Raw genomic sequence first — 20,942 nt, forward strand, 5'->3', positions numbered from 1 at the left:
TGAATTAGAATTAGTCAATATATCCAAGTGCCTGTAAACGCTGCGTAATTTCTTCTTCATCTTCTGCAGAAAATACGTTTTCCTGATGTTGAAGCAGCTCGGCGTCTATATTTTCCAAGCCTGTTGTTAATATTTGAATAGCGGCTTTATACTCCTCAATCACAATGCACTCATTAGGTGCATGATCCAGAATCGAATCGCCCGGTCCATACGCAATCATCGGCACGAGCGGCAATTTTTCATGTACGATATTCATATCTGATGTTCCGGTTTTCACCTTTACTTTCGGGGTCAGCCCAAATGAACGGATGGAGGATAGCAAAGCGCGGGCAGCCAACGAATCTCTTGGTTTTAAAACAGCGGGCGTAAGCTCGGAATAATGAATGATCGCATCACCTTGAATCGTTTGAATGAATTGTTTAAGCTGCTCCATGTCGTAATCTGGCGGAATGCGCAGCGATAAATCCATGACAAACTCCTCCATATTGCCATCCATTCTCGTGGCGGCAGCGGTCGGTTTATTAAAATAACTCACACTGCTGTCTGCGATATGTTCATTTAGACGATTCCAAAAATCAATCGCTAACATCGTTGCTTTGTCCTCCTCATTCGCGGAATGAGTAAGCAAACTTTTGACATGGTAGTTTAATGTAATTTTGCCTTTGTATCCGATCACAATATTGGAAAATCCGCTCGGTTCACCGATCATTACCACATCAGGATGATACTGTTCAATAACATACCGAGCACCTTTGGAGCTGGCTACTTCTTCTTCTACCGCTCCGACGACGACGATTCGACTTTCGGTCGTTGCCGCTGCTGCCGCCATTATAAAAGTAGCTAACGATCCTTTGGCATCAACCGCTCCTCTGCCATGCAGCACGCCATCGGATTCATGTACATTTAAATAAGGAGCTACCGTATCCATATGTCCGAGCAGCAGAATTAGCGGCGTACCTTTTTTTCCTTTTTCAGCGATAAAATTACCGGCGGCATCTACTTTCGTCTCGAATCCAAGTGAGCGGGCATGTTCTGTCAGATAATAAGCGAGCGCACCTTCCTGCCCGGAAAAAGAAGGGATTTCCAACATTTGTTTTAACAATTCCACATTGTAATCATCATTCATGAAGTAAAGTCTCCTCTCTAGTTGTTCGCTTAATCACCGTGCCTTTTCCGCTTAATGCCTCGTAGATCGGTCTATGTTTACGTCCATCTGCAATAATGACTTGTTGCACGGAACCGCTACTGAACGCTTCACCAGCAGCGATTAATTTTAATTTCATTCTGCCTTTCGCAAATTCCATCTGATGTGGCAAATCTGCGCTATCGATTGTAGGAATAAGACTTTGCTGATCGTTTTGGTCACGGAGCAAGCCGGGTATATTGGACATTAGCAACAATGTATTCGCGCCGACAGCATTGGCGATCATCGCTGCCGTTCGATCTGCATCTACATTGACCATCCCGTATTCAGGATCATAGGCTGGGGGCGAGACGACCGGCGTATACTGTTCATGGATTAACAGCAATAGCAGCTCCGCATTAATGCGACTGATTTTTCCGGTCAAATCATCGCGAATGATGTTCATCTTGCCATCTTGCAATGATTTAATCGCTTTTTTCTTGTTTGCTTCAATCAAACGTCCATCGATTCCGGAGAGACCTACAGCTTGGACACCTGCTTGCAGCAAGGCACTTACGATGATTGAATTTAATTTTCCTTTCATCGCCATATTCAAAACATCGATCGTTTCCGCTGTTGTATACCGGCTCGTCACGCCTGTACTAGAGGTGACATATTGTGGCTCAATGCCTAACGCACGTCCTAAATGATTAGCAACGTCAGAGCCTCCATGCACAACGACGACCTTTTCTCCATTGTTGATCAATTCTGCTATATCTTTACAGCAAGAGGTGTAATCAACCCCCTCAGCGCCGCCTAGCTTAATTACAATCATACGATCCCTCACTCTATGCAAATTGTTGGCGAACCGGCTTCCGCTATTATTGAAGCAAACTTTTCACATCATCTTCGGACATCTCCTCCAATATGGATAGCAGTTCCAAATGTTCTTCAATCTCGGGTTCAATTTCTTTGAGTGCATGAATCAAGTCAGCGATATTAGGATTAACGAATAACACCTGCAACGGAATATCGATTTGGAACAGATTTTTGAGCCGGGATATTAACTGTGTTGCCTGCAAGGAGTCTCCACCAAGATCGAAAAAGCTTTCATCGATTGCGACCGCTTTGATCCCGAGTATCGTTTCATACATCGTCGCAATTTCTTTTTCTATTTGGGTCGTTGGTTGACTGTATTCAGCGTCATTTTTTTTATTAAAATCGGGAATCGGCAATTGTTTGGCATCTACTTTACCGCTGGCATTGAGTGGCAAAGCTTCGATATATTCAAAATATTGCGGAATCATATAGTTCGGCAAATCGCGTGCCAAATAATTGCGCAATTCACTTTTCCCTGGCAAATTCGGCACATGATCTACACCAACCAGATAAGCAACTAGTCCTTTACCGCTCGGTAAGTCTTCTCTCACGGTGATATGAACGTTTTGGATGTGCTCATGTTTGTATAAAACCGCCGCAATCTCACCTAGTTCAATCCGAAATCCTTTAATTTTCACCTGATTATCGATTCTGCCCAAATACTCCAAACTGCCATTGGGTAGCCATTTGACTAAATCTCCCGTTTTGTACATGCGCGGGAATGTGGTGGAATACGGATTCGGCACGAATAATTGTTCATTTAACTGCTCTTGATTAATATAGCCCTGCGCTAATCCGACACCGCTAATGTATAACTCACCCGGTACGCCGATCGGCACAAGCTGTCTATGTTTATTTAAAACATACAGTTCTTGGTTTGGCATCGGTTTGCCAATCGGTGGGGAAAACTTGTAGTTCCCCTCACACTCCTCAAACGTAACGGCACATGTTGCTTCAGTCGGGCCATACGCATTAATAAATCTGCGCGTCGTAGTTTTCCAGCGGTTGACCAGCTCTCCTGAAAAAGCTTCTGTACCGATAAACATCAACCGTAATGCCGGAAATGCGGCAGCATCCAAATAAGTAAGCATAACCGGCGGCAAATCGACGATCGAAATCTGATTGTCCACCATAATTTTCGTTAGCAAATCCGCCTGCATCAGCGTTTCTTTGTCATCTAAATACAATGAAGCACCAGACAGCAATGCAGCAAAAATCTCAAATACAGACACATCAAAACTTAACGAAGCAAATTGTAAAATATGATCTTGTGGGGTAATGTCCATCATATCGATACAAGCAGACGTAAAGTTAACGACCGCATCATGCCCGATTTTGACACCTTTGGGCGTGCCTGTAGAGCCAGAAGTGAAAATAATATACGCAAGCTTAGCTTCATTTAATGAATAATCGATAGGGGCAGCAGCATACTTTTCAAGCTGTTGTTCGTCATAAATAATCACTTGATTCGTATTGGAATCGAATGTGGAGGCGTGCTGGTTGGATGTGAGAATCACATTGACTTTTGCATCATGAATGATGCGATGGATACGATCGACAGGATAGCTGGAATCAATCGGCACATAAGCGGAACCGGATTTTAATATGCCTAACAAACCTACAATCATCTCGAGCGAGCGATCCATACATATGCCGACAGGTTGATTGGAATCATTATGAGCAGCAATAAAATGAGCGACCTGATTGGAAAGGGCATCTAACTGCTGATAAGACAAATACGTATCTTTATATTTCAAAGCCATTTTGTCTGGATATTGCACGCAAATGTCGGCAAATATGTGATGAATGGATTTGCCACGACTGGCATAGTCTTTTTCGTTTTTGCCAAATGTAGAAATAAGATGTTGTTGTTCTGCACTCGATAACAAAGGAACTTCCGAGATTGGGCGGCGCGGATGTGCTATTAATGTGTGTGCTAAATGTTCAAAATGCTGTAGCAGCGTTTGGATTTTTGCTTTTTTGAAAATGCGTTTATTATAGCTGCAAAAAATTAATAATCCGTCTTCATGTACAGATAAATCCATGCTAATATCAAACTTTGAAGTTGGAATTACATATTCTACCAATTCAAAAGAAGCTTCATGCAATGTGCTCGGAATATGACTTGCCGTTTGCAACGAAAACGTCACTTGAACGAGCGGCGAACGGCTGGCGTCTCGCTGTACATTCGTCATTTTCACCAATTGTTCAAATGGAATATCTTGATTCGCCATCGCCCCTAACGTATGGATGCGTACCTGTTCCAACACATCATAGAAATTCATATTGCTATCAAATTTCGTACGAATAGGCAACATATTTACGAAAAAGCCGATCAATGGCTCAATCTCAACTTTGTTACGATTGGCATTAGCAAAGCCGATGATCAGGTCTTCTTGTTCTGTATATTTATACATAAGTATTGCAAACAGGCTAAATAATGTTATAAATTGCGTAACATTTTCCTGCTTACTTAATTGTTGAATGTTGTTCACTATGTCTTTGTTCAACATCAGTCGTTCATTATCACCATCAAATGACCACTGATTAGGACGGGATTCATCCGCAGGCAATTCCAAAATCGTATTTGCACCTTGCAATTGCTCACGCCAGTAATGATGCTGGTTTTCCATACGATTGCCTTGAAATTGTTTCCGCTGCCAGACTGCAAAGTCGGGATATTGTATCGATAACTCAGCTAGCGGAATCATTTGATTGGAGATTTTAGCCTCATAAATGACTTTCAATTCTTTTAAAAAGTTAGTTAATGTCCAACCATCAAATACGATATGATGAAGGGTCACCTGTAAGAAATGTTTTTGCTCACCTGCCTTAATCAGACCGATCCGAATTAATGGCCCTTTGTCCAATTCAAATGGCAATAAAGCTTCTTCATCAAATTGCTGTCTAATGTACGCCTCCTGCTGTTCTACCGCAACCGACGTTAGATTTTGATGCTTGAATGTTAATTCCAGTTGACTTTTAATGACTTGAATAGGTTCTCCCTGCGCATCCGTTTCAAACGTTGTTCGCAAAGATTCATGGCGCTGAATGATCGTATTGATGGAAGCTTCAAGAACAGCTGCATCAATCGTGCCTTGAATTTCAAAAATCAATGGATCATTATACGCCACATTGCCTGGAGAAAGTTGATCGAAAAACCATAGTCTTTGTTGAGCAAACGATAACGGCACTGGCAAATTGGGCTCTCGGTTAGGGATCGCCTGCTCATCCATTTTGCTCATTCTTTTTTGCAAAAAGGCGGCTAATTTCTTTTTTTGATCTGATCCATGTTCATAAGTCATATGACATAACTCCTTTCCAATATTTGCAGCGGCAATTTAGACCACAGCAACGAATTCACCATCATCCGCCGATAAAACAGCGATATGATCGATTGCGCAGTCATTCCGTAAGCACCATGAAATTGCATACATTCCTTTACTGTTTTGTGGGCTTGTTGTTGAGTCATTTGGAATAATGATTTGATGTTCCTCCATAACAATTCATCTTCATTAACGTTGAAGGCAGCATGAATGACCAGTTTATTCAAAGCGATCGTCTCCGCCTTCAAAGCTGCTAACCGATGCGAGATCGTTTGGAATTGTATAATCGGTTTGCCAAATTGCTGCCGTTGTGCAGTATAATGAATCGTTGTATAAATCATGCGTTCACAAGCACCTGTAAAATAGGCGCAATACCTTAATAAAGCTTTCATCATATGATGATGGTATATATTCACATCGAGCTGTCCTGCCAGAAATATAGGTAAACTGCCTGTATGCAATACCAGATCATAACAATACGCTTCTCCCATATACTTGTTTTGCACGAATTTATAGCTCGCTGGATTCAATTCGGACGTTTTCAGCACTACATATTGAGTAGCATCGATGAACAAGAAATAATCAGCCTGATCTGCAAAAGCGATATATTCGCTCGTGCCAGCAACGTCTACTGTGCTCTTATTCACTTTCATGCGCAACGAATCGGCAGGAACGATACCAATCTTTTTTCCAATCAGTTCTCGGGGCGTTTGGGCTTGATAATGTGCTTCCAGTAATTCAAAACCGAATATAGAGTCAAAAAATAAAGTGGACGAAGCATGCTCGCCGAGCAGTTCAGCCAGCAAAATTTCCACGCCAAATTCCAAATCCTCCCCATCCAAATAGGCAGGCAATGTCATCTCAAATGCGCCGGTTGCGATGAGCGTATCCCAAGAAATATCCGCTTGTTCCTGATGATTTTCTTGCATGATCGTTCTGAACATATTTTTAATCATGCGTTCTTCCTCTGTTAGAAGAATCTTCATCATATTCCCCCTATACCTTTGCAAACGAAGACGAGATAATGTGTAGCATAATTTCTGATGTTCCTGCTGCCAGCGTTAAGCCCGGAATTTCTCGCAATATGCTATCGAATGTTTTCAGCAGATGCGTATGATCTTTGGCTGCTCCAGTCATCATATGCAAAATCAATTCATATACTTCTTTCGCTAATTCACTGTTATAAAATTTGGACATTGCCGATTGTTGTTCATCAAATACATGCTGATTATTTTTATATATCGTCGACCATGACATGAATTGACCGGCTACAGCTTTTAATTCCAATTGTACAAGCTCGTTCAAAATACGCTCGTCTTGTACCGTTAACAGCATCAATTGGTCACGAATAATATGAAGCCATCTGCGGATTTTGATATTAAAATCAAGCCCTGTTCGTTCAACCATCAATGCTTTGTTTAATAAAGACCAGCCTTTATGCAACACGCCGATTAATTCTTTTTCCGATACTTCGACCCCATCCAAAATCACTTCACAAAATTGTTCTTCACTAATGGTCGGCAAAACGTTAATCGATACGTTCGGATGCTTTAAAGGAATAACAAAGAGCGAAATTCCATCATATTTAGAAACCCCTGCCTTCGTTTTGACAGCACATATCGCAAAATCGCTTTTATCGGAATACATATTGTAAATTTTACTGCCGTATATGCGGTAAACACCATCTGACTGCTTATATTGGGCATGTGTAGTTAAAGCCGCCAAATCCGAACCTGCTTGCCGTTCGGAATATAAAATGCTGAAAAAGGATGTCCCACGTGCCATGTCCGGCAAATATTTATGTTTCAATTCCTGACTTCCTTCAAGCAACAAAAATTGACCCGCAATATCGATCGTCAAATTATGAGGGCGGTCAGCAAAATTGCTTAACCCCAGTTCTTCCGTAATAATCGCTGCTTCAATCGTACTTTTTGCCAACCCGCCATATTGGATCGGCCAATTGATGGCTAGCCATCCACGCCGTCCTAACTGCCGATACAGTTCACGGTAAGGATAATCATTCGTTAAATCGGTTGTACTATATCCATCATAATGGTCGATCAATGCTCTTACTTCTGCTCTAAACTGTCTATGTTCCGCAGTAAATATAGAATTCAAAAGTGGCTCCTCCTCAGCTGTACATACTTAGATCGGATGCAAGCCCATAAAGTTCAATCCCGCTTTTTCTTCCCAGCCACCGATAATATTAAGCGACTGTACCGCATTGCCTGCTCCACCTTTAACCAAATTATCGATAGCGGAAATAATGACGGCGCTTTGCCCATCATCACTAAGTGCAAACCCGATATCACAATAATTCGTACCGGCTAATATTTTCGGTTCAGGGTATCGATACAGACCTTTTTTCTGTTTAATGACCCTTACAAAAGGCTCATGCTCATAATATTTACGATACATTTTCCATAGGTCTTTGTCTTGGTAGCATTCATTGAAAGTCACATGAGCGATCACTTGTATCCCTCGCACCAGTTCGACACTTGTGACTGAAAACTGAAATTGCCTGTCTATTTCTTGCTGCAACTCTGCTTCATGACGATGACCGAGAGGTTTAAAAATCCGCATTACCCCTGATCGTTGAGCATGCAAATTGGATAAATTAGGACTGGCACCTGATCCGCTTGACCCTGTTTTAGCGTCTACAATAACTTTATGAGCCGATAAAACCCCTTCTTTGTGCAAAGGAAGCAGCGCCAGTAAACTTGCATTCGCCATACAACCAGGAACAGCAATATAGCGTGCTTGTTGAATGCTTGCTCGGTAAAATTCGGGAATACCTGACACGAACTGTTCCGTCCATTCTGGCTTCATATGATCTTTTTTATACCATTTGGCATAGTCATTCCTGTTTTTCAGCCGGAAATCTGAACTTAAATCGATAATATAATGGGCTTTTTGACTGTATTCATCAATATGCTGCATCGATATTCCATGCGGTAAACATAAAAACAACACATCACAATTAGGAACTTGCTGATGATCGCTAAACTTTAATTCAGTATAGCCTCGCAAATTAGGATGAATTGTGGACAGTTGTTCCCCTTTAAACCGATTGGACGTTGCGGCGATAACGTTTACATAAGGGTGTGTCAACAATAATCGCAGTAACTCTCCACCGATATATCCAGAAGCGCCGATCACGGCTACGTTCATGAATCACACTCCTTAATCATATAATCTACAATATGATCCGCTACATTGATGCCGGTAGCTTGTTCGAATCCTTTGAATTCCATCGTCGGATTAATTTCATTGACCCACATTTCACCATGCTTATTTTCGATCAAATCAACGGCAAGCAAACCGCCGCCAACCGCATGGGCAGCTTGTTGCGCAAGCGTAATCATCGTATCATCAAGCTCACAACGTTCAGGAACCGCCTGTTTGGCTGTATTGGTGATCCAATGATCTGATCTTCTGTACATGCCACCAACAATCTGATGATTAGCGATCAGAATGCGGATATCACGTTCCGGCTTTTCAATGAACTGTTGGATATAAAATATACCGTGGATTGGAGAACCGAGTGTTTTTTTATGTTCCAAAATACATTCGGCAGCATCACGATCATTCACTTTAGCCAACAATCTGCCCCATGAGCCTACTAAAGGTTTAATCACGACCGGATATCCGATTTCTTCGATGACATGTAATGCGGAATCACAATCAAATGCAACCCCTGTTTTCGGTACCGGAATATGATGTTTAGTTAATATAACGGAAGTTTTCAGCTTATCCATACACGTATCGATGACAGAGCTGTGATTGATTGTTTTGATGCCTAATCGCTCAAAGCACTGCATCGCATACAAGCCCGCATAAGCGGATATGCACCGATTTAATACATTGCGATACGATTGTGTGCGGTTTTCATGCAGGTGAAAACCAATTTTACTGCTATCGACATATTCATAGGGGATTTGTCTTCGTTCCAGTGCCAGAAATATGTCTTTTTCTTCTTTTCTAATTTTTGATGCAAACACAGCATGTGTAGTCAACGATTATTCGCCCCAATCTTCTTCAATTTCTGGAGCAACCGCAACAATAACAGGCGTCGTGCTTAATACCTCCAACTCCGTCTGACAAGCCTCACATGTTACAACCTCATTCACGCGCGTATCTTCCGGCAGACTTACTGTAGCATCACATTCTGGACAATTCATAATCAAACTCCTCCTTTAATCATGTAGATGATGGATGACTTGTGAGATGACATTTTCCACTGTAAAGTTGTATTTTTCGTACAGCTCTCGATGATTGCCAACAACTTCGCAAAATATATCCTTAAACCCCATCCGAATTACTTGTATCGGATGAGCTTCTGCGGTCACTTCTGTAACGGCACTGCCTAATCCACCGATCGTATTATGTTCTTCCACTGTAATTAAAAGTTGTGTCTCACGCGCTGCCTTTACAATCGCCACTTGATCAAGAGGTTTAATCGTATGCATATTAATGACCCTTGTACTAATGCCTCGCAATTGCAGCAACTGTTCGGCTTGCAGAGCAATTTCCACCGGTATCGCTCCTGCGGCAATGATCGTAACATCATGCCCTTCTTTTAAAGTGACCGATGTGCCTGCTTTCCAATGATATTCATGTTCATAAATATTATTTTCCTGCTCTCTGCCAAGTCGTATATAAACCGGCCCAGCCATATGAACGGCTTCCTCCATCACAAGACTCGCTTCATAACAATCCACCGGTACAATGACTGTCATATTAGGAAGTGCGCGCATAATCGCGATATCTTCCAACGCATGATGAGTAGGGCCCAGATAACCGGCAGATATACCGGCATGACTCGCTACGATCTTCACCGGCAGATTATTGTAAGCAATATCGATCTTAATCTGCTCACAAGCGCGCGTAGCGGCAAAAGTAGCCATCGTGTGTACAAACGGAAGCTTGCCCTGCGCCGCCAATGCTGCTGCTAACGTCATCATATTCGCTTCGGCAATTCCTACTTGAACATATTGATCCGGTAAGATCGCGCCAAACGAAGTTTCCAGTCCACCCATATCGCTGTCCAAACAGTAAATGTCCGCATTGTCGCTCGCTAATTCAAGCAGCCTTTGTCTGCATACTTCACGTGCAGAGCCTTTGTACTTTGCTCTCCATTCCGTCAGCGGTTTCGATACGATCGGGTTCAATAAAATGTTTATTCCTCCTCTCCTGTCGCAACCAATTCCCTGTGTGCTTTTTTATAAAGGGCGGCATTAAATTTCACAAAATGTGATTTTTTATTGTTTTCCATAAATGAAATTCCTTTAGCTTTAATCGTATTCGCAATAATTAAGCAAGGAGCGTCGGTTTCCAACGGAAGCTGATCAAACGTTTCGGTTAATTCCGCAATGGAATGACCGTCTACCTCCTTAACGTTCCAGCCAAAAGCTTCCCATTTTTGGATCAACGGATCGATATTCATCACTTCGTTTGTGCTGCCGCTAATCTGTAATTTATTTTTATCAACAATTCCAATCAGATTGCCTAATTTATGGTGAGCGGCAAACATCGCTGCTTCCCATATGCTTCCTTCCTGTAACTCCCCATCCCCCATCAATACATATACTTGATTCGCTTTGCCATCCCGCTGTAAAGCCAAAGCTGTGCCTGCCCCGAGCGATAACCCATGTCCTAATGAACCTGTAGGAAACTCTAATCCGGGCAGCCCCTTTTTGGGATGACCAGCCAATCTGCTGCCAGGCTGACAATACGTATCCAGTTCTTCGGTGGAAATAAAACCTTTTTCCGCCAAAACAGCGTAATAAGCAGCACTGGCATGTCCTTTGCTCAAAATAAAATAATCTCGCCCTACCCAATCCGGTTCATCTGGACGAAGCGACAACACATGGAAAAACAAAACTGCCAAAATATCCGCCGATGAGAGAGAACCGCCTATATGGGCACCATTTTGCTGAGTAGCCATTTTTAAAATATGATTTCTCATGTTATAAGCGATTTTTAAAGGTGAATGGCTCATCTCAATACACCTCTGAAATTTCAGTTTTCACAAATTTTTGCCAGGGCGGGATATTCGGAATGTTTTTCCCTATATCCTGCAGAAGCTCCAGTTGAGCAAGCACTTTTTCAAATGCTTCAGCATAACATTGGAGCAATGGAGCACTTTGAGGATTTAGATGCATTTTCTGCAATGTAAGCGAGTCCTCAATAACTTGCAATGTATGCGGCGTATCGTAAATATCATAATTGTACGGTTGGCTGGATAACGCCCACGGATAACTTTGTCCATAGCCTTTTTTCTCTTGAAACACTTGATGACCTTGCAGAGGAACTTGCTGATACTCGGATAAAGGTACGCCTTCAGCAAGAAGTGCTTTTTTTAATACTATGCAAAACTGCCCCGGACTAAGTTCGTACAATCCCGCTGCCGCAGGATCAAATCTTATTCTCAAAATATGCCAGCTATGCGTACGATCCGGCTGATGACCGGGAACGATCATACCTGGAAGTGCTGCGATACGATTAAGAAATGACGTTACATTGTCATGTCGCTGTTGCTGGTCATGATCGAATCTTTGCAACTGACTTCTTGTAAACGCTGCTTGAATCGAACTTAATTTATAATTCCATCCTAGCGTTTGATGCACATATTCTCGCTTCTTGCCAGGCTCAACCCGTTCTCCAAACTGCCGATTCATCAGCATCGAATCGTATAAGTGTGGATCATTCGTAGTCACTAGTCCACCTTCACCACACGTCGGCAAGTTTTTGCTAACATTTAAACTGAAAGTTCCGATATGCCCGATCGTACCGACAAACTTGCCTTTATATTGAGCTCCATGCGCTTGAGCCGCATCTTCGATCACTTTAAGCTGAAACTGCTTTGAAAGCTGCATAATTTCGTCCATCTCTGCCGGCAACCCATGCAGATGCACAACGATGACAGCTTTCGAGCGCTTGCTTATTTTCGCTTTCAAATCTTCAATATCCATATTAAATGTGATCGGATCAATATCAACAAATACCGGAATCAGCAGGTGATACAACGGTGCAATCGCTGACGCGATAAAGCTTAATGCCGGAACGAGCACTTCATCCCCAGGCTGCAAATCGAGTGCACTTAAAGCCAGATGTAACGCAGTCGTTCCATTGGATACAGCCACACAATGTTTAGCGCCGATATAGTCTGCCCATTCTTGTTCCAGACCGCTAACTTCTTCTTCACCCGCTGCCATCGCGGTCAGTTTTCCACTTTTCAGCGCTCTGAACACAGCTTGTTCATCCGCTTCGGTAATTAACGGCCATTCCACTTTTCTGAGATTGACCGGCACTGAAGTTTCTCCACCTAATATAGCTAATTTATTCATATTAGCCTCCTTAATCGAGATAGAGTGCTTTCAATCGATTGGTCAATTCCGCTTCTTCGGCATCTGTATATACGTTTTCGCCGATAGCGTGGAGAATTCTGCCTTCCCAATCTAGCGGCTTCGGTACATGTAAAAGATCAAGGATCGAGGGGGCTACATCGTAAATGTTCATATCGTCAAACGTGCCAGCAGCAGGAATATCGGGGCCGACCATCGCGATAAAGCCATCCGCTGAATGAGCCCCTCCATCACGTCCTAACTCTTTAATCGAGGTGATGAATTCGGTATGTCCAATGCGATCAGAGGTCAGTATTTTGTAGTCATTTATTTTCAAGCATAGATGTGGACAATCTTGCTTATGCTCGCCAGAGAAAAGTTCATCCGCTGTATACAGTTCCAGTTCAATGGAAAGTTCGTCAAAATAAGTTTGCAGTTCAGCCGCCATTTTATCGATATATCCATCCAGTTCATGTTCAGCAATAAAACCATGTTCATTTCTGATTTGCGTATTGAAATAAATTTGACCTCCATAGCCGGAAGCCCAGGCGCATGATTTCCCCCAATCAATCGGTGCTTGAAACAGACCGCTTGTTCCTTGAAGCGGTTGTTGCAACACTAAATAGCCTCGTTCAATCAACCAATCATTAATATTGAATTTGGCATCCAACTGCTGCATCCCATGATCGCTCAGCACGATTAGATTGCAGTCGTCATCCAACTGTTTAAGCACTTCGCCAAGGCGATGATCGCAGTATTGATAGTGATCTTTGATCGCTGTTTTATACGCATTGTTGGCATCATATCGCTCATGGCTTTCCTCTTGGAACTCCACATAATAATGACCGATTCGATCCGTTCCCATACAGACACCAAAGATAAGGTCCCATTCTTTTTGCTCCATAACATAAGCTAAAATATCAAACCGTTGCTGATCCATAGCATGAATCTTATGTTTAAGCTCCATATAGTCCACATCATGTTCGTCGATCGTTACATCTAACACGAGCGGACTAGCTAAGAAATGAGTAAGCTCATCTTTGAACGCTGGCGGAGAAGTGATTTTACCTGTATGATTAGGAGCCATAAAGCAGGCGAGACTACCGCCGTCTTTAATTTCCACGGGTGGATAAGAAATCGGAACACCGATGGACCACGCCTTTTTATGATGTTCCGATACTAGCTTAAAAATAGTCGCCGTATTGATTTTTTTGGAATGAACAAACCCAATATCCGTATAAGCACGGCTTTTGCGATAAATAAAATCAGTAAATCCAAAATGCCCTTGATCTTGACCGGTTATGATCGACGTCCAGGCTGCCGGCGTAACCGGCTGTGTTATGCTTTTCAGCGTTCCTGAAATGCCTCGATCCATCATATATTTAAGATTAGGCAATTGTTCTTGCCACGCATTGACCCATTCCGCACTTAATCCGTCCAAACCAATCACAATTAATTTTCCCAAATTAACACTCCTATTTTATGAAATAATGGATTTCATTTTTTGGAGAACTTTTCTGTATTCTAAAACTAATTGTAAGCTGGCTTCTTCCAGCCGGTTCGATATTTCACTTCCACATGCTCGATGATGAGCGCCTAACATTCTTAAGTTTGACCAAGCATGAGCGAGCCGATTCACGTCTCGTCCAACTTCCACAATCTTTAATACATTCAGTTTATTGCCTATAAAAATCAAAAAATCGCCATGCAAGCTTGTCTGCTGTTGAATCGTCCACCCGACGACATACAGTTCGTCCATCGCATTAGGATCATTAAGCAAACTGCGAGTATGCAATTGTGCCAATAATCGTTCAATACCATCAATGCCTAGCCAAGTGTCATCTTCTGAACTTGCAGACCATGCCTCCAAATTTTTGCTAATCACTTGTTTGACCCAGTCTTCGTTCGGCTCAGCGACAAAGTTCTCAATCACAACATCTAACCATCTGTTTTCAATCGGGTTATCGGTATAAAAGTATAGACTCCGATCACTGCCTGGATTTAACGAGTTTCTTGCTTGCCGTAGCGTTTCGATTGGAATCGCACCTTTAAATTGCGGCGGCTTATTGTCCAGTACATATACAATTTCCTGCTCTGTATCGATGCCATACACTACAATCAGATGATTCGTATGCACATCTTGATAAGCGGGTCGAAAAGGTAAATAATAATTATCGACTGCGACAATAACCGGTTTGCCTTCCTGAATTTTAGCCTGTAACTGTTCCCATGCCTCTTGTTCATCTTTGGGCGTGTTCCAGTGAGTATGTACTGGAAAGTAAGCACTTAACGACTCTGCCGGATTATTTTTGTCCTGACAGGGATAGTAATATTCTTCTCTCCGATAATCGCCTTTTTCATAATAAAAGTTCCACCGAGCGCCCAGCACAGGCAGTGGTTCTATGCCTGCATGAATGAGAGCAGTCGCGATACTATCTTGTAGACAACTCGTCAAATCATGTCTCCATATTTCAACTGGCTCCAATATCGACTTCATTATTCCACCTCCGTTTAATTTGGCAACTACATCATCGTCATGGCAAAAATATGAATCGATTTATTAAAAGGAAGTGAGATTTTATTTAATTGGGCGTTAATTCTAGTGACAGGAATACGCTGAAGCCAAATAGTCGGCTGATGATCGCGTTGAATATGATTAGGATAGTGCATATTTTGGGTACGAATTCCGACTAACTCTCCAAACACCGATTCACCAGGCCAGAAATCGGAAATCCGAATCCACTCTTGATCCACTTCTCCATTCGTATAATGCAAATAAACCGTATCTTCCGCTCGCCGTTCCCCAGCTGCCAGCATATAAATCCAATCATAGTTTCCTGCTTGTACATCAATAATTTGTTCTGCTGCAATCAAATTGTTCATTTCGCCATCTTCTTTGGCAGGAAACAAAAAAGGGACCCCTTGTATTTCAATTACGGTATGACTGTCCGGCAGTTCTTCAGCAGGAAATGTATTCCACCAAACATTAAACCTTCCATCCGCTAAATTGCTAGCATAACTGATCGCATCATTATTGAAGTGAGTAGACAAATCAACAATTTGATGCTGATTTTTATTTAAATTCTCAATCGAATAACTGGACAATAATGTTCACTCCTTTTTATTATGCGTTGTACATCATTGTAGAGAGAATTGAACCGTTTGCCATTACGCAATTGAGGGGTTTATTATCTATTTTCGCTATTTATTTTTATTGCTTTGATGACACATTGCACCCGATTAGATACATGAAGTTTAGAGTAAATCCGTGCGATATATTCACGTGAAGTATGACAACTGATAGATAATGTATTCGCAATTTCTCGGTGATTAAAACCTTCGACTAATAAATTTAACACTTGATGTTCACGTAACGTTAAATTATATTCCTGTTTGGCATTTGGCTTCATGATGTATCTCCACCTTTACTCGAATTATTTCTACCTTCTAAGTTGGTCATGAACTGAGCATAAAATCCATATAATGGATAAAAATGTTTTAACAGGCATCAGTAGAGTTATATGGAATAGGTAGTATTAAATTGTGTTAGGGAGAGTGATAGGATGACAGTAAAAGAGATATTTTTAGATCAATTTTCTGCTAATTATGATGAAAGCGGTTGGTTTGTGAGCCTAAAACAGGCACTAAAAGGACTGTCTGAAGATGAAGCTAGCTGGAAAGCGAATGAAAGCACCAACAGTATTCACGGCATTATGAGTCATCTCATTTATTACAACCAGGAATATTTAGCCAAATTCAACGGTGAGACACCTCATCCTGAATTAAATCCTGCTCACAATAATGATACATTTCATGCTTTATCGTCTTGGGAAGATACCATCAAAGATTTGGATGCGATTATGACGCGCTGGAAAGAAGATATTCAAGCAACATCAGAGGAACAACTAAACGACTGGGCGAAAGAGCTTAGTAATATCACACAGCATATGGCTTATCATATTGGACAAATCGTGCAAATCCGTAAACAGCAACAAAGCTGGAATCCTGAACAAGGCGTAAGCTAAGTCATCTGAGTGGAGGGGGAAATGGACGGCTAACTGTGCCATTTCCCCCCTCTCCTACCGGATCAAAATTCACTGCTGTATTCCTTAATACTACGCGCAATTTGAGATAAGCCAGGTTCCTCCAATATCGTATAATGATCGCCGCGTATGGAGATCACATTCACATCATGTTCAGACCAGTCTGCCCAGCCTAGTGTGTCGTCCCCGTTTGCAACGGCATCAGCACGAAGCAACGTAATATGACCCGGATATTTTTGCATCGGTTTGTATGTCGATAATGCTTGTAAATTAGCTGTATAAATTTTAAAGCGGTTTTTCAGTTGCTCCGTATCGATATCGCTAAATCCTTCCTTATTGTGTTTGATCATGTTCACCCATTGTTGAAAAGGCTCTGCCTCCATTGCAATTTCTTCTAATTGCTTGACCGATACTCGTATTTTCAAACTCCTCAATAAATCTTCACCAAAATGTCGTAATGCTGCTTGCTGTGAAATTGCCGGGCTGCCCATATTGCTGCTCCAGCAGTCTATCATTATAATAGGTGGCGCGATGCCTGTTTTATAATATAGCTGTAATCCCATTTCATAGGCGATAACCCCACCCATCGACCAGCCTACAAGAGTGCTATGCTCACTCTGTCTGCTTATCAACTCGTTATTATACGTCTCTGCTAGTTGTTGAATTGAACTTATAGCTGCTTGATGATCATGTAAACCAGGCGCTTCAAAGCCGTAAATCGTCATACGATCAGGTAACAACGTTATCAACTGCTGGTAACAAAAAAGGTTCCCTCCAATCGGATGCACAAAAGATAGCACCGAATTACTAGCGCCCTGTCGAAATTGCACCAAAATATCTTTGGTGCTGCCGGTCATTTTTTGATCGATCGCTAAACTCATATCATAAATGGTTGGGAACTGAAAAATGAATGAGATCGGCAGTCTAACATTACATTCTTTTTCTATTCTTCGTATTAAACGAACCGCATTAAACGAATTCCCCCCCATATCAAAAAAGTTATCCAGCGTGCCTATACGTTCAATGCCCAAAATATTCATCCAAATCGATTGCATCATCATCTCGGTCGATGTAGTTGGCTCGACGATATGTTTTGCGGTTGTTTGTTTGTTTTGTAATGTCGGCAAACTTTTTTTATCTATTTTGCCATTTTGGTTTAATACGAATTCGTTTACTTCCATAAACCAATCAGGAATAAAGTGGCTCGGTAAAATGGATTTCAAATACATTTTCAGTTGTTCTTCTGTTACCATCGCATTATTGTTCACCGTATAATAAGCGACTAATCCTTTATCTCCTTGCACATTTTCATATACTGTAATTAACGATTGCAATACGGCATGATGGGATTCCAAATTTCGCTGTATTTCGCCCAACTCGATACGATAACCACGTATTTTCACTTGATCATCTTGTCGCCCCCTATATTCCAGATCATACTCGTTGTTGTACCTTGCCAAATCACCGGTTCGGTATAAGCGCTCGTGATCGTTACGAGGTGTAGCAAATGGATGGGCAATAAATTTCTGACCGGTCAAATCGGGTAGATTCAAATACCCTTGTGCTACCCCCGCCCCGCCTACATACATTTCTCCTGTCACGCCCGGCAGAACAGGTTCCAGAAACGGATCAAGTACATACAACTCCAAATCCGGAATTTTCTCCCCAATCATGCTATGCTGATTGTCGTTTTTGCAAATTTGACGATACGTTACATGGACGGTAGTTTCGGTAATACCGTACATATTAATTAGCTTTGGCTGCCTATCTCCATGTTTCTCCAACCATTCATGCAATCGCTGCGGTTCTAGCGCTTCCCCACCAAAGACAACATATCGTAAATGCAATGTGTGCTGCCGATCTGCTTCAGCTTTAATAAATTGATAAAAAGCAGATGGTGTTTGATTAAGTACTGTTATTTGCTCCGACACGACCAATTGATAAAACTCGTCTGTTGAGCGGCTTATCCAATAAGGCACAACAACAAGCTGACCTCCATAAAATAAAGCACCCCATATTTCCCAAACCGAGAAATCAAATGCAAAGGAATGAAATTGCGTCCATTTATCTTGATCATTAAATTGAAACCACTGCTCGGTACTTTGGAACAACCGAACGACATTAGCATGCGAAATCATAACGCCTTTTGGATTGCCTGTCGTTCCGGAAGTATAAATAATATAGGCTAACTGGTCACTGGCGATCGGGATCGCCATATTATCACTTGTTTGCTGTTGTATACATTCCGCTTCTACAAAAATGCAATGTATCGACGCATGCAGTGACGCTTGTTCCATAGCTGAGCTCGTAATTAGCGTTTTAATTTGACTATCGTCCACAATGTATTGTTTGCGCTGTTCCGGATAACGAGGATCGATAGGTACATAAGTGCCACCCGCTTTTAATACAGCCAGTATACTGATGATCATGTCGAGTGATCGCTCCAAACAAATACCGATCTTTTCTCCAGGCAAACTTCCTTGTTCAATTATAAAATGCGCCAACCGATTGGCACGTTTGTTCAAATCGGCATACGTTAATTGCTCATGCTCGAATTTAACGGCTGTATGAGACGGATTTTGGTGCACCTGCTGTTCAAACCACTCATGAATACAGATGTTATCGGTACGTTTTATTTTCGCTTGTCCCATTTTAATTAGCGTAGCTCGCTGTTGTTCCGACATCATCGCTAATTTGGAAATGGTTTGATCAGAATTTCGTATGATCGCACCTAGTAAATGAACAAAACTGTCCATCATCTCTTTTATTCTGTGCTCGGTGAAAAGTTGTTTATTATAGCCTACATAACAAGAAATCAAGTTTGCGCTTTTGGAAAAGACTAACGATAGATCAAATTTGATAAGATCATACTCAATTTCAATCGGTTCAACTTGTAACTTGGACAGCGAAAGATCGCCTTGGACGGTTTGATTTTGCATAATACAGATCGTTTGGATCAAAGGTGTATAGCTTAGATTACGATCAGGATTAATTTCGTCAACGATCATTTCAAACGGAACTTCTTGATGATTATAAGCTTGCAGGCAAGCATCTCTGACCTGTTCCAACAATTGTGTGAATGAACTATCTTCTTTGACTTCCGTTCGAATTGGTAACGTATTCACAAAAAAACCGATTATATTCTCAATTTCAGCCAGCTCACGATTAGCGGTTATCGTACCGACGATCAAATCTTTTTGCTGTGTATATCGGTAAAGCAGAACATTGTATAAGGCAAATAAGCCCATAAAAATCGTAGCATGCTGCTGTTTGCAAATATGTTCCAACGATGTCGACAATTGTTCTGGCAATACAAACGTATACGATGCTCCTTTGCTTTTCACGTCCGTTTTTCTGGGCAAATCATGCGGCAACTCAATTAATCCAGGTGCATGTTGTAAATGGTCTTTCCAAAAATTTAATTTCTGTTCCAGTTGTTTGTGCTTTAATTGTTCTTGCTCCCATAGCGCATAATCAGCATATTGAATGTTCAACGGCGGTAGCGGCTCTGTTACATGCTCCTCAAAAAATCGATAGTAAAATTGTAATTCTTTAAATAAAATCCCCATTGACCATCCATCCGATATAATATGATGCATCGACATAATGAGAATATGTTCCAATTCATTCAGTTGCATAATCGTGGTACGGAATAAACAATCGGTAAAATCAAATGGTTTAAGTAAATCTTCTTTCATTACTTTTTTGATCATTTGTTCTTGTTCATGCTTGCCCATCTCCCTTAGGTCTATCAATTGAGTGGAATAATGGACATCATTGTTAATTTGTTGAAAAGGCTCACCTTCATGTTCGTGAAACGTTGTTCTTAAACTTTCTTGTCGCAATACAATTTCATAAAGGGCTTGATGTAGCATTTCAATATGGAGTTTACCTGTTATTCGACGAGCGTCTTGTATATTGTACGAAGTGTCTCCTGGTTGGAGCTGTTCAATAAACCATAATCTATATTGGGCAAATGAGAGTGGAATTCTGCTCGGTTTAGGGTAGGGCTGAATCGAAGAACGATTGTTTTTATGCTCAATCTTTTGTAATGCATGTAAAATATGTTGTTTATGTTCGACAAAATCGGTTTTTAACCTTTCCGGTAACTGACCTTCATAATAAAGCTCATCATTTTGTAACCGAAATTTGATATTATGCTTTTTTAGTTGTTCAAGTAGTTCAATCGTTCTCATTTTCTCTCTCCTCACTTGAATTGCTAATA

General features: G+C 41.5%; 17 protein-coding genes. 1 reads left to right on the forward strand and 16 read right to left on the reverse strand.

Annotation, left to right across the window (positions count from 1 at the left end; all coding sequences use genetic code 11):
- Positions 1-10: 10 nt before the first annotated feature.
- The 15 genes from U1I11_RS15040 to U1I11_RS15110 form a co-directional block, all read right to left on the reverse strand.
- Positions 11-1,126, reverse strand: a complete 1,116-nt coding sequence (locus U1I11_RS15040; RefSeq protein WP_322906963.1) for a M20/M25/M40 family metallo-hydrolase — start codon at positions 1,124-1,126, stop codon at positions 11-13.
- A complete protein-coding gene (locus U1I11_RS15045) occupies positions 1,119-1,958 on the reverse strand; it encodes a [LysW]-aminoadipate kinase (protein ID WP_322906964.1) in 840 nt (279 codons plus the stop codon). The genes U1I11_RS15040 and U1I11_RS15045 overlap by 8 nt, the downstream gene beginning before the upstream one ends.
- 46 nt (positions 1,959-2,004) lie before the next feature.
- Positions 2,005-5,307, reverse strand: a complete 3,303-nt coding sequence (locus tag U1I11_RS15050; RefSeq protein ID WP_322906965.1) for a non-ribosomal peptide synthetase — start codon at positions 5,305-5,307, stop codon at positions 2,005-2,007.
- On the reverse strand, positions 5,304-6,317 hold the full coding sequence (locus U1I11_RS15055; protein WP_322906966.1) for an acyl-CoA dehydrogenase: 1,014 nt from the start codon (positions 6,315-6,317) through the stop codon (positions 5,304-5,306). Before U1I11_RS15055 ends, U1I11_RS15050 begins: the two co-directional genes overlap by 4 nt.
- A 7-nt stretch (positions 6,318-6,324) precedes the next feature.
- Positions 6,325-7,446, reverse strand: a complete 1,122-nt coding sequence (locus U1I11_RS15060) for an acyl-CoA dehydrogenase family protein (RefSeq protein ID WP_322906967.1) — start codon at positions 7,444-7,446, stop codon at positions 6,325-6,327.
- Positions 7,447-7,473: 27 nt separating this feature from the next.
- The gene (argC, locus tag U1I11_RS15065; protein WP_322906968.1) at positions 7,474-8,499 is read right to left on the reverse strand and encodes an N-acetyl-gamma-glutamyl-phosphate reductase; all 1,026 of its coding nucleotides are present in this window, start codon (positions 8,497-8,499) and stop codon (positions 7,474-7,476) included.
- Complete coding sequence (lysX, locus tag U1I11_RS15070) at positions 8,496-9,344, reverse strand: lysine biosynthesis protein LysX (RefSeq protein WP_322906969.1); 849 nt, start codon at positions 9,342-9,344, stop codon at positions 8,496-8,498. The genes argC and lysX overlap by 4 nt, the downstream gene beginning before the upstream one ends.
- Positions 9,345-9,347: 3 nt before the next feature.
- Positions 9,348-9,509, reverse strand: a complete 162-nt coding sequence (locus tag U1I11_RS15075) for a lysine biosynthesis protein LysW (RefSeq protein ID WP_322906970.1) — start codon at positions 9,507-9,509, stop codon at positions 9,348-9,350.
- Between the two features lie 15 nt (positions 9,510-9,524).
- Positions 9,525-10,499, reverse strand: a complete 975-nt coding sequence (locus U1I11_RS15080) for a transketolase family protein (protein WP_322906971.1) — start codon at positions 10,497-10,499, stop codon at positions 9,525-9,527.
- 8 nt (positions 10,500-10,507) lie between these two features.
- Positions 10,508-11,329 carry a transketolase gene (locus U1I11_RS15085; protein ID WP_322906972.1) on the reverse strand — a complete coding sequence of 274 codons (822 nt, stop codon included), beginning with the start codon at positions 11,327-11,329 and terminating at the stop codon, positions 10,508-10,510.
- A gap of 1 nt (position 11,330) precedes the next feature.
- Positions 11,331-12,677: a DegT/DnrJ/EryC1/StrS family aminotransferase gene (locus tag U1I11_RS15090; RefSeq protein WP_322906973.1), complete on the reverse strand. Its 1,347-nt coding sequence runs from the start codon at positions 12,675-12,677 to the stop codon at positions 11,331-11,333.
- 10 nt (positions 12,678-12,687) lie between these two features.
- Positions 12,688-14,139: an alkaline phosphatase family protein gene (locus U1I11_RS15095; RefSeq protein WP_322906974.1), complete on the reverse strand. Its 1,452-nt coding sequence runs from the start codon at positions 14,137-14,139 to the stop codon at positions 12,688-12,690.
- 15 nt (positions 14,140-14,154) lie between these two features.
- Positions 14,155-15,171, reverse strand: a complete 1,017-nt coding sequence (locus U1I11_RS15100) for a BtrH N-terminal domain-containing protein (RefSeq protein ID WP_322906975.1) — start codon at positions 15,169-15,171, stop codon at positions 14,155-14,157.
- 26 nt (positions 15,172-15,197) lie between these two features.
- Positions 15,198-15,779 (reverse strand): hypothetical protein, encoded by a 582-nt coding sequence (locus U1I11_RS15105; RefSeq protein ID WP_322906976.1) that lies wholly within the window; start codon positions 15,777-15,779, stop codon positions 15,198-15,200.
- 83 nt (positions 15,780-15,862) lie between these two features.
- On the reverse strand, positions 15,863-16,084 hold the full coding sequence (locus U1I11_RS15110; RefSeq protein ID WP_322906977.1) for a response regulator transcription factor: 222 nt from the start codon (positions 16,082-16,084) through the stop codon (positions 15,863-15,865).
- Positions 16,085-16,237: 153 nt separating this feature from the next.
- Between U1I11_RS15110 and U1I11_RS15115 the strand changes: the two genes are divergently transcribed.
- Positions 16,238-16,699, forward strand: coding sequence for a DinB family protein (locus U1I11_RS15115; RefSeq protein WP_322906978.1), 462 nt, complete (start codon positions 16,238-16,240; stop codon positions 16,697-16,699).
- Positions 16,700-16,761: 62 nt separating this feature from the next.
- Here U1I11_RS15115 and U1I11_RS15120 read toward each other — a convergent pair whose 3' ends face one another.
- Complete coding sequence (locus U1I11_RS15120; protein ID WP_322906979.1) at positions 16,762-20,913, reverse strand: non-ribosomal peptide synthetase; 4,152 nt, start codon at positions 20,911-20,913, stop codon at positions 16,762-16,764.
- Between the last annotated feature and the right edge of the window lie 29 nt (positions 20,914-20,942).

Source organism: Paenibacillus campi, assembly GCF_034659835.1.
Classification (GTDB): domain Bacteria; phylum Bacillota; class Bacilli; order Paenibacillales; family Paenibacillaceae; genus Saccharibacillus; species Saccharibacillus campi.

Bases quoted from the DNA above. Each gene is read 5' to 3' on its own strand.
- U1I11_RS15040 (WP_322906963.1), bottom strand. From the start codon at position 1,126: ATGAATGATGATTACAATGTGGAATTGTTAAAACAAATGTTGGAAATC.
- U1I11_RS15045 (WP_322906964.1), bottom strand. From the start codon at position 1,958: ATGATTGTAATTAAGCTAGGCGGCGCTGAGGGGGTTGATTACACCTCT.
- U1I11_RS15050 (WP_322906965.1), bottom strand. From the start codon at position 5,307: ATGACTTATGAACATGGATCAGATCAAAAAAAGAAATTAGCCGCCTTT.
- U1I11_RS15055 (WP_322906966.1), bottom strand. From the start codon at position 6,317: ATGATGAAGATTCTTCTAACAGAGGAAGAACGCATGATTAAAAATATG.
- argC (WP_322906968.1), bottom strand. From the start codon at position 8,499: ATGAACGTAGCCGTGATCGGCGCTTCTGGATATATCGGTGGAGAGTTA.
- U1I11_RS15075 (WP_322906970.1), bottom strand. From the start codon at position 9,509: ATGAATTGTCCAGAATGTGATGCTACAGTAAGTCTGCCGGAAGATACG.
- U1I11_RS15085 (WP_322906972.1), bottom strand. From the start codon at position 11,329: ATGAGCCATTCACCTTTAAAAATCGCTTATAACATGAGAAATCATATT.
- U1I11_RS15090 (WP_322906973.1), bottom strand. From the start codon at position 12,677: ATGAATAAATTAGCTATATTAGGTGGAGAAACTTCAGTGCCGGTCAAT.
- U1I11_RS15100 (WP_322906975.1), bottom strand. From the start codon at position 15,171: ATGAAGTCGATATTGGAGCCAGTTGAAATATGGAGACATGATTTGACG.
- U1I11_RS15110 (WP_322906977.1), bottom strand. From the start codon at position 16,084: ATGAAGCCAAATGCCAAACAGGAATATAATTTAACGTTACGTGAACAT.
- U1I11_RS15115 (WP_322906978.1), top strand. From the start codon at position 16,238: ATGACAGTAAAAGAGATATTTTTAGATCAATTTTCTGCTAATTATGAT.
- U1I11_RS15120 (WP_322906979.1), bottom strand. From the start codon at position 20,913: ATGAGAACGATTGAACTACTTGAACAACTAAAAAAGCATAATATCAAA.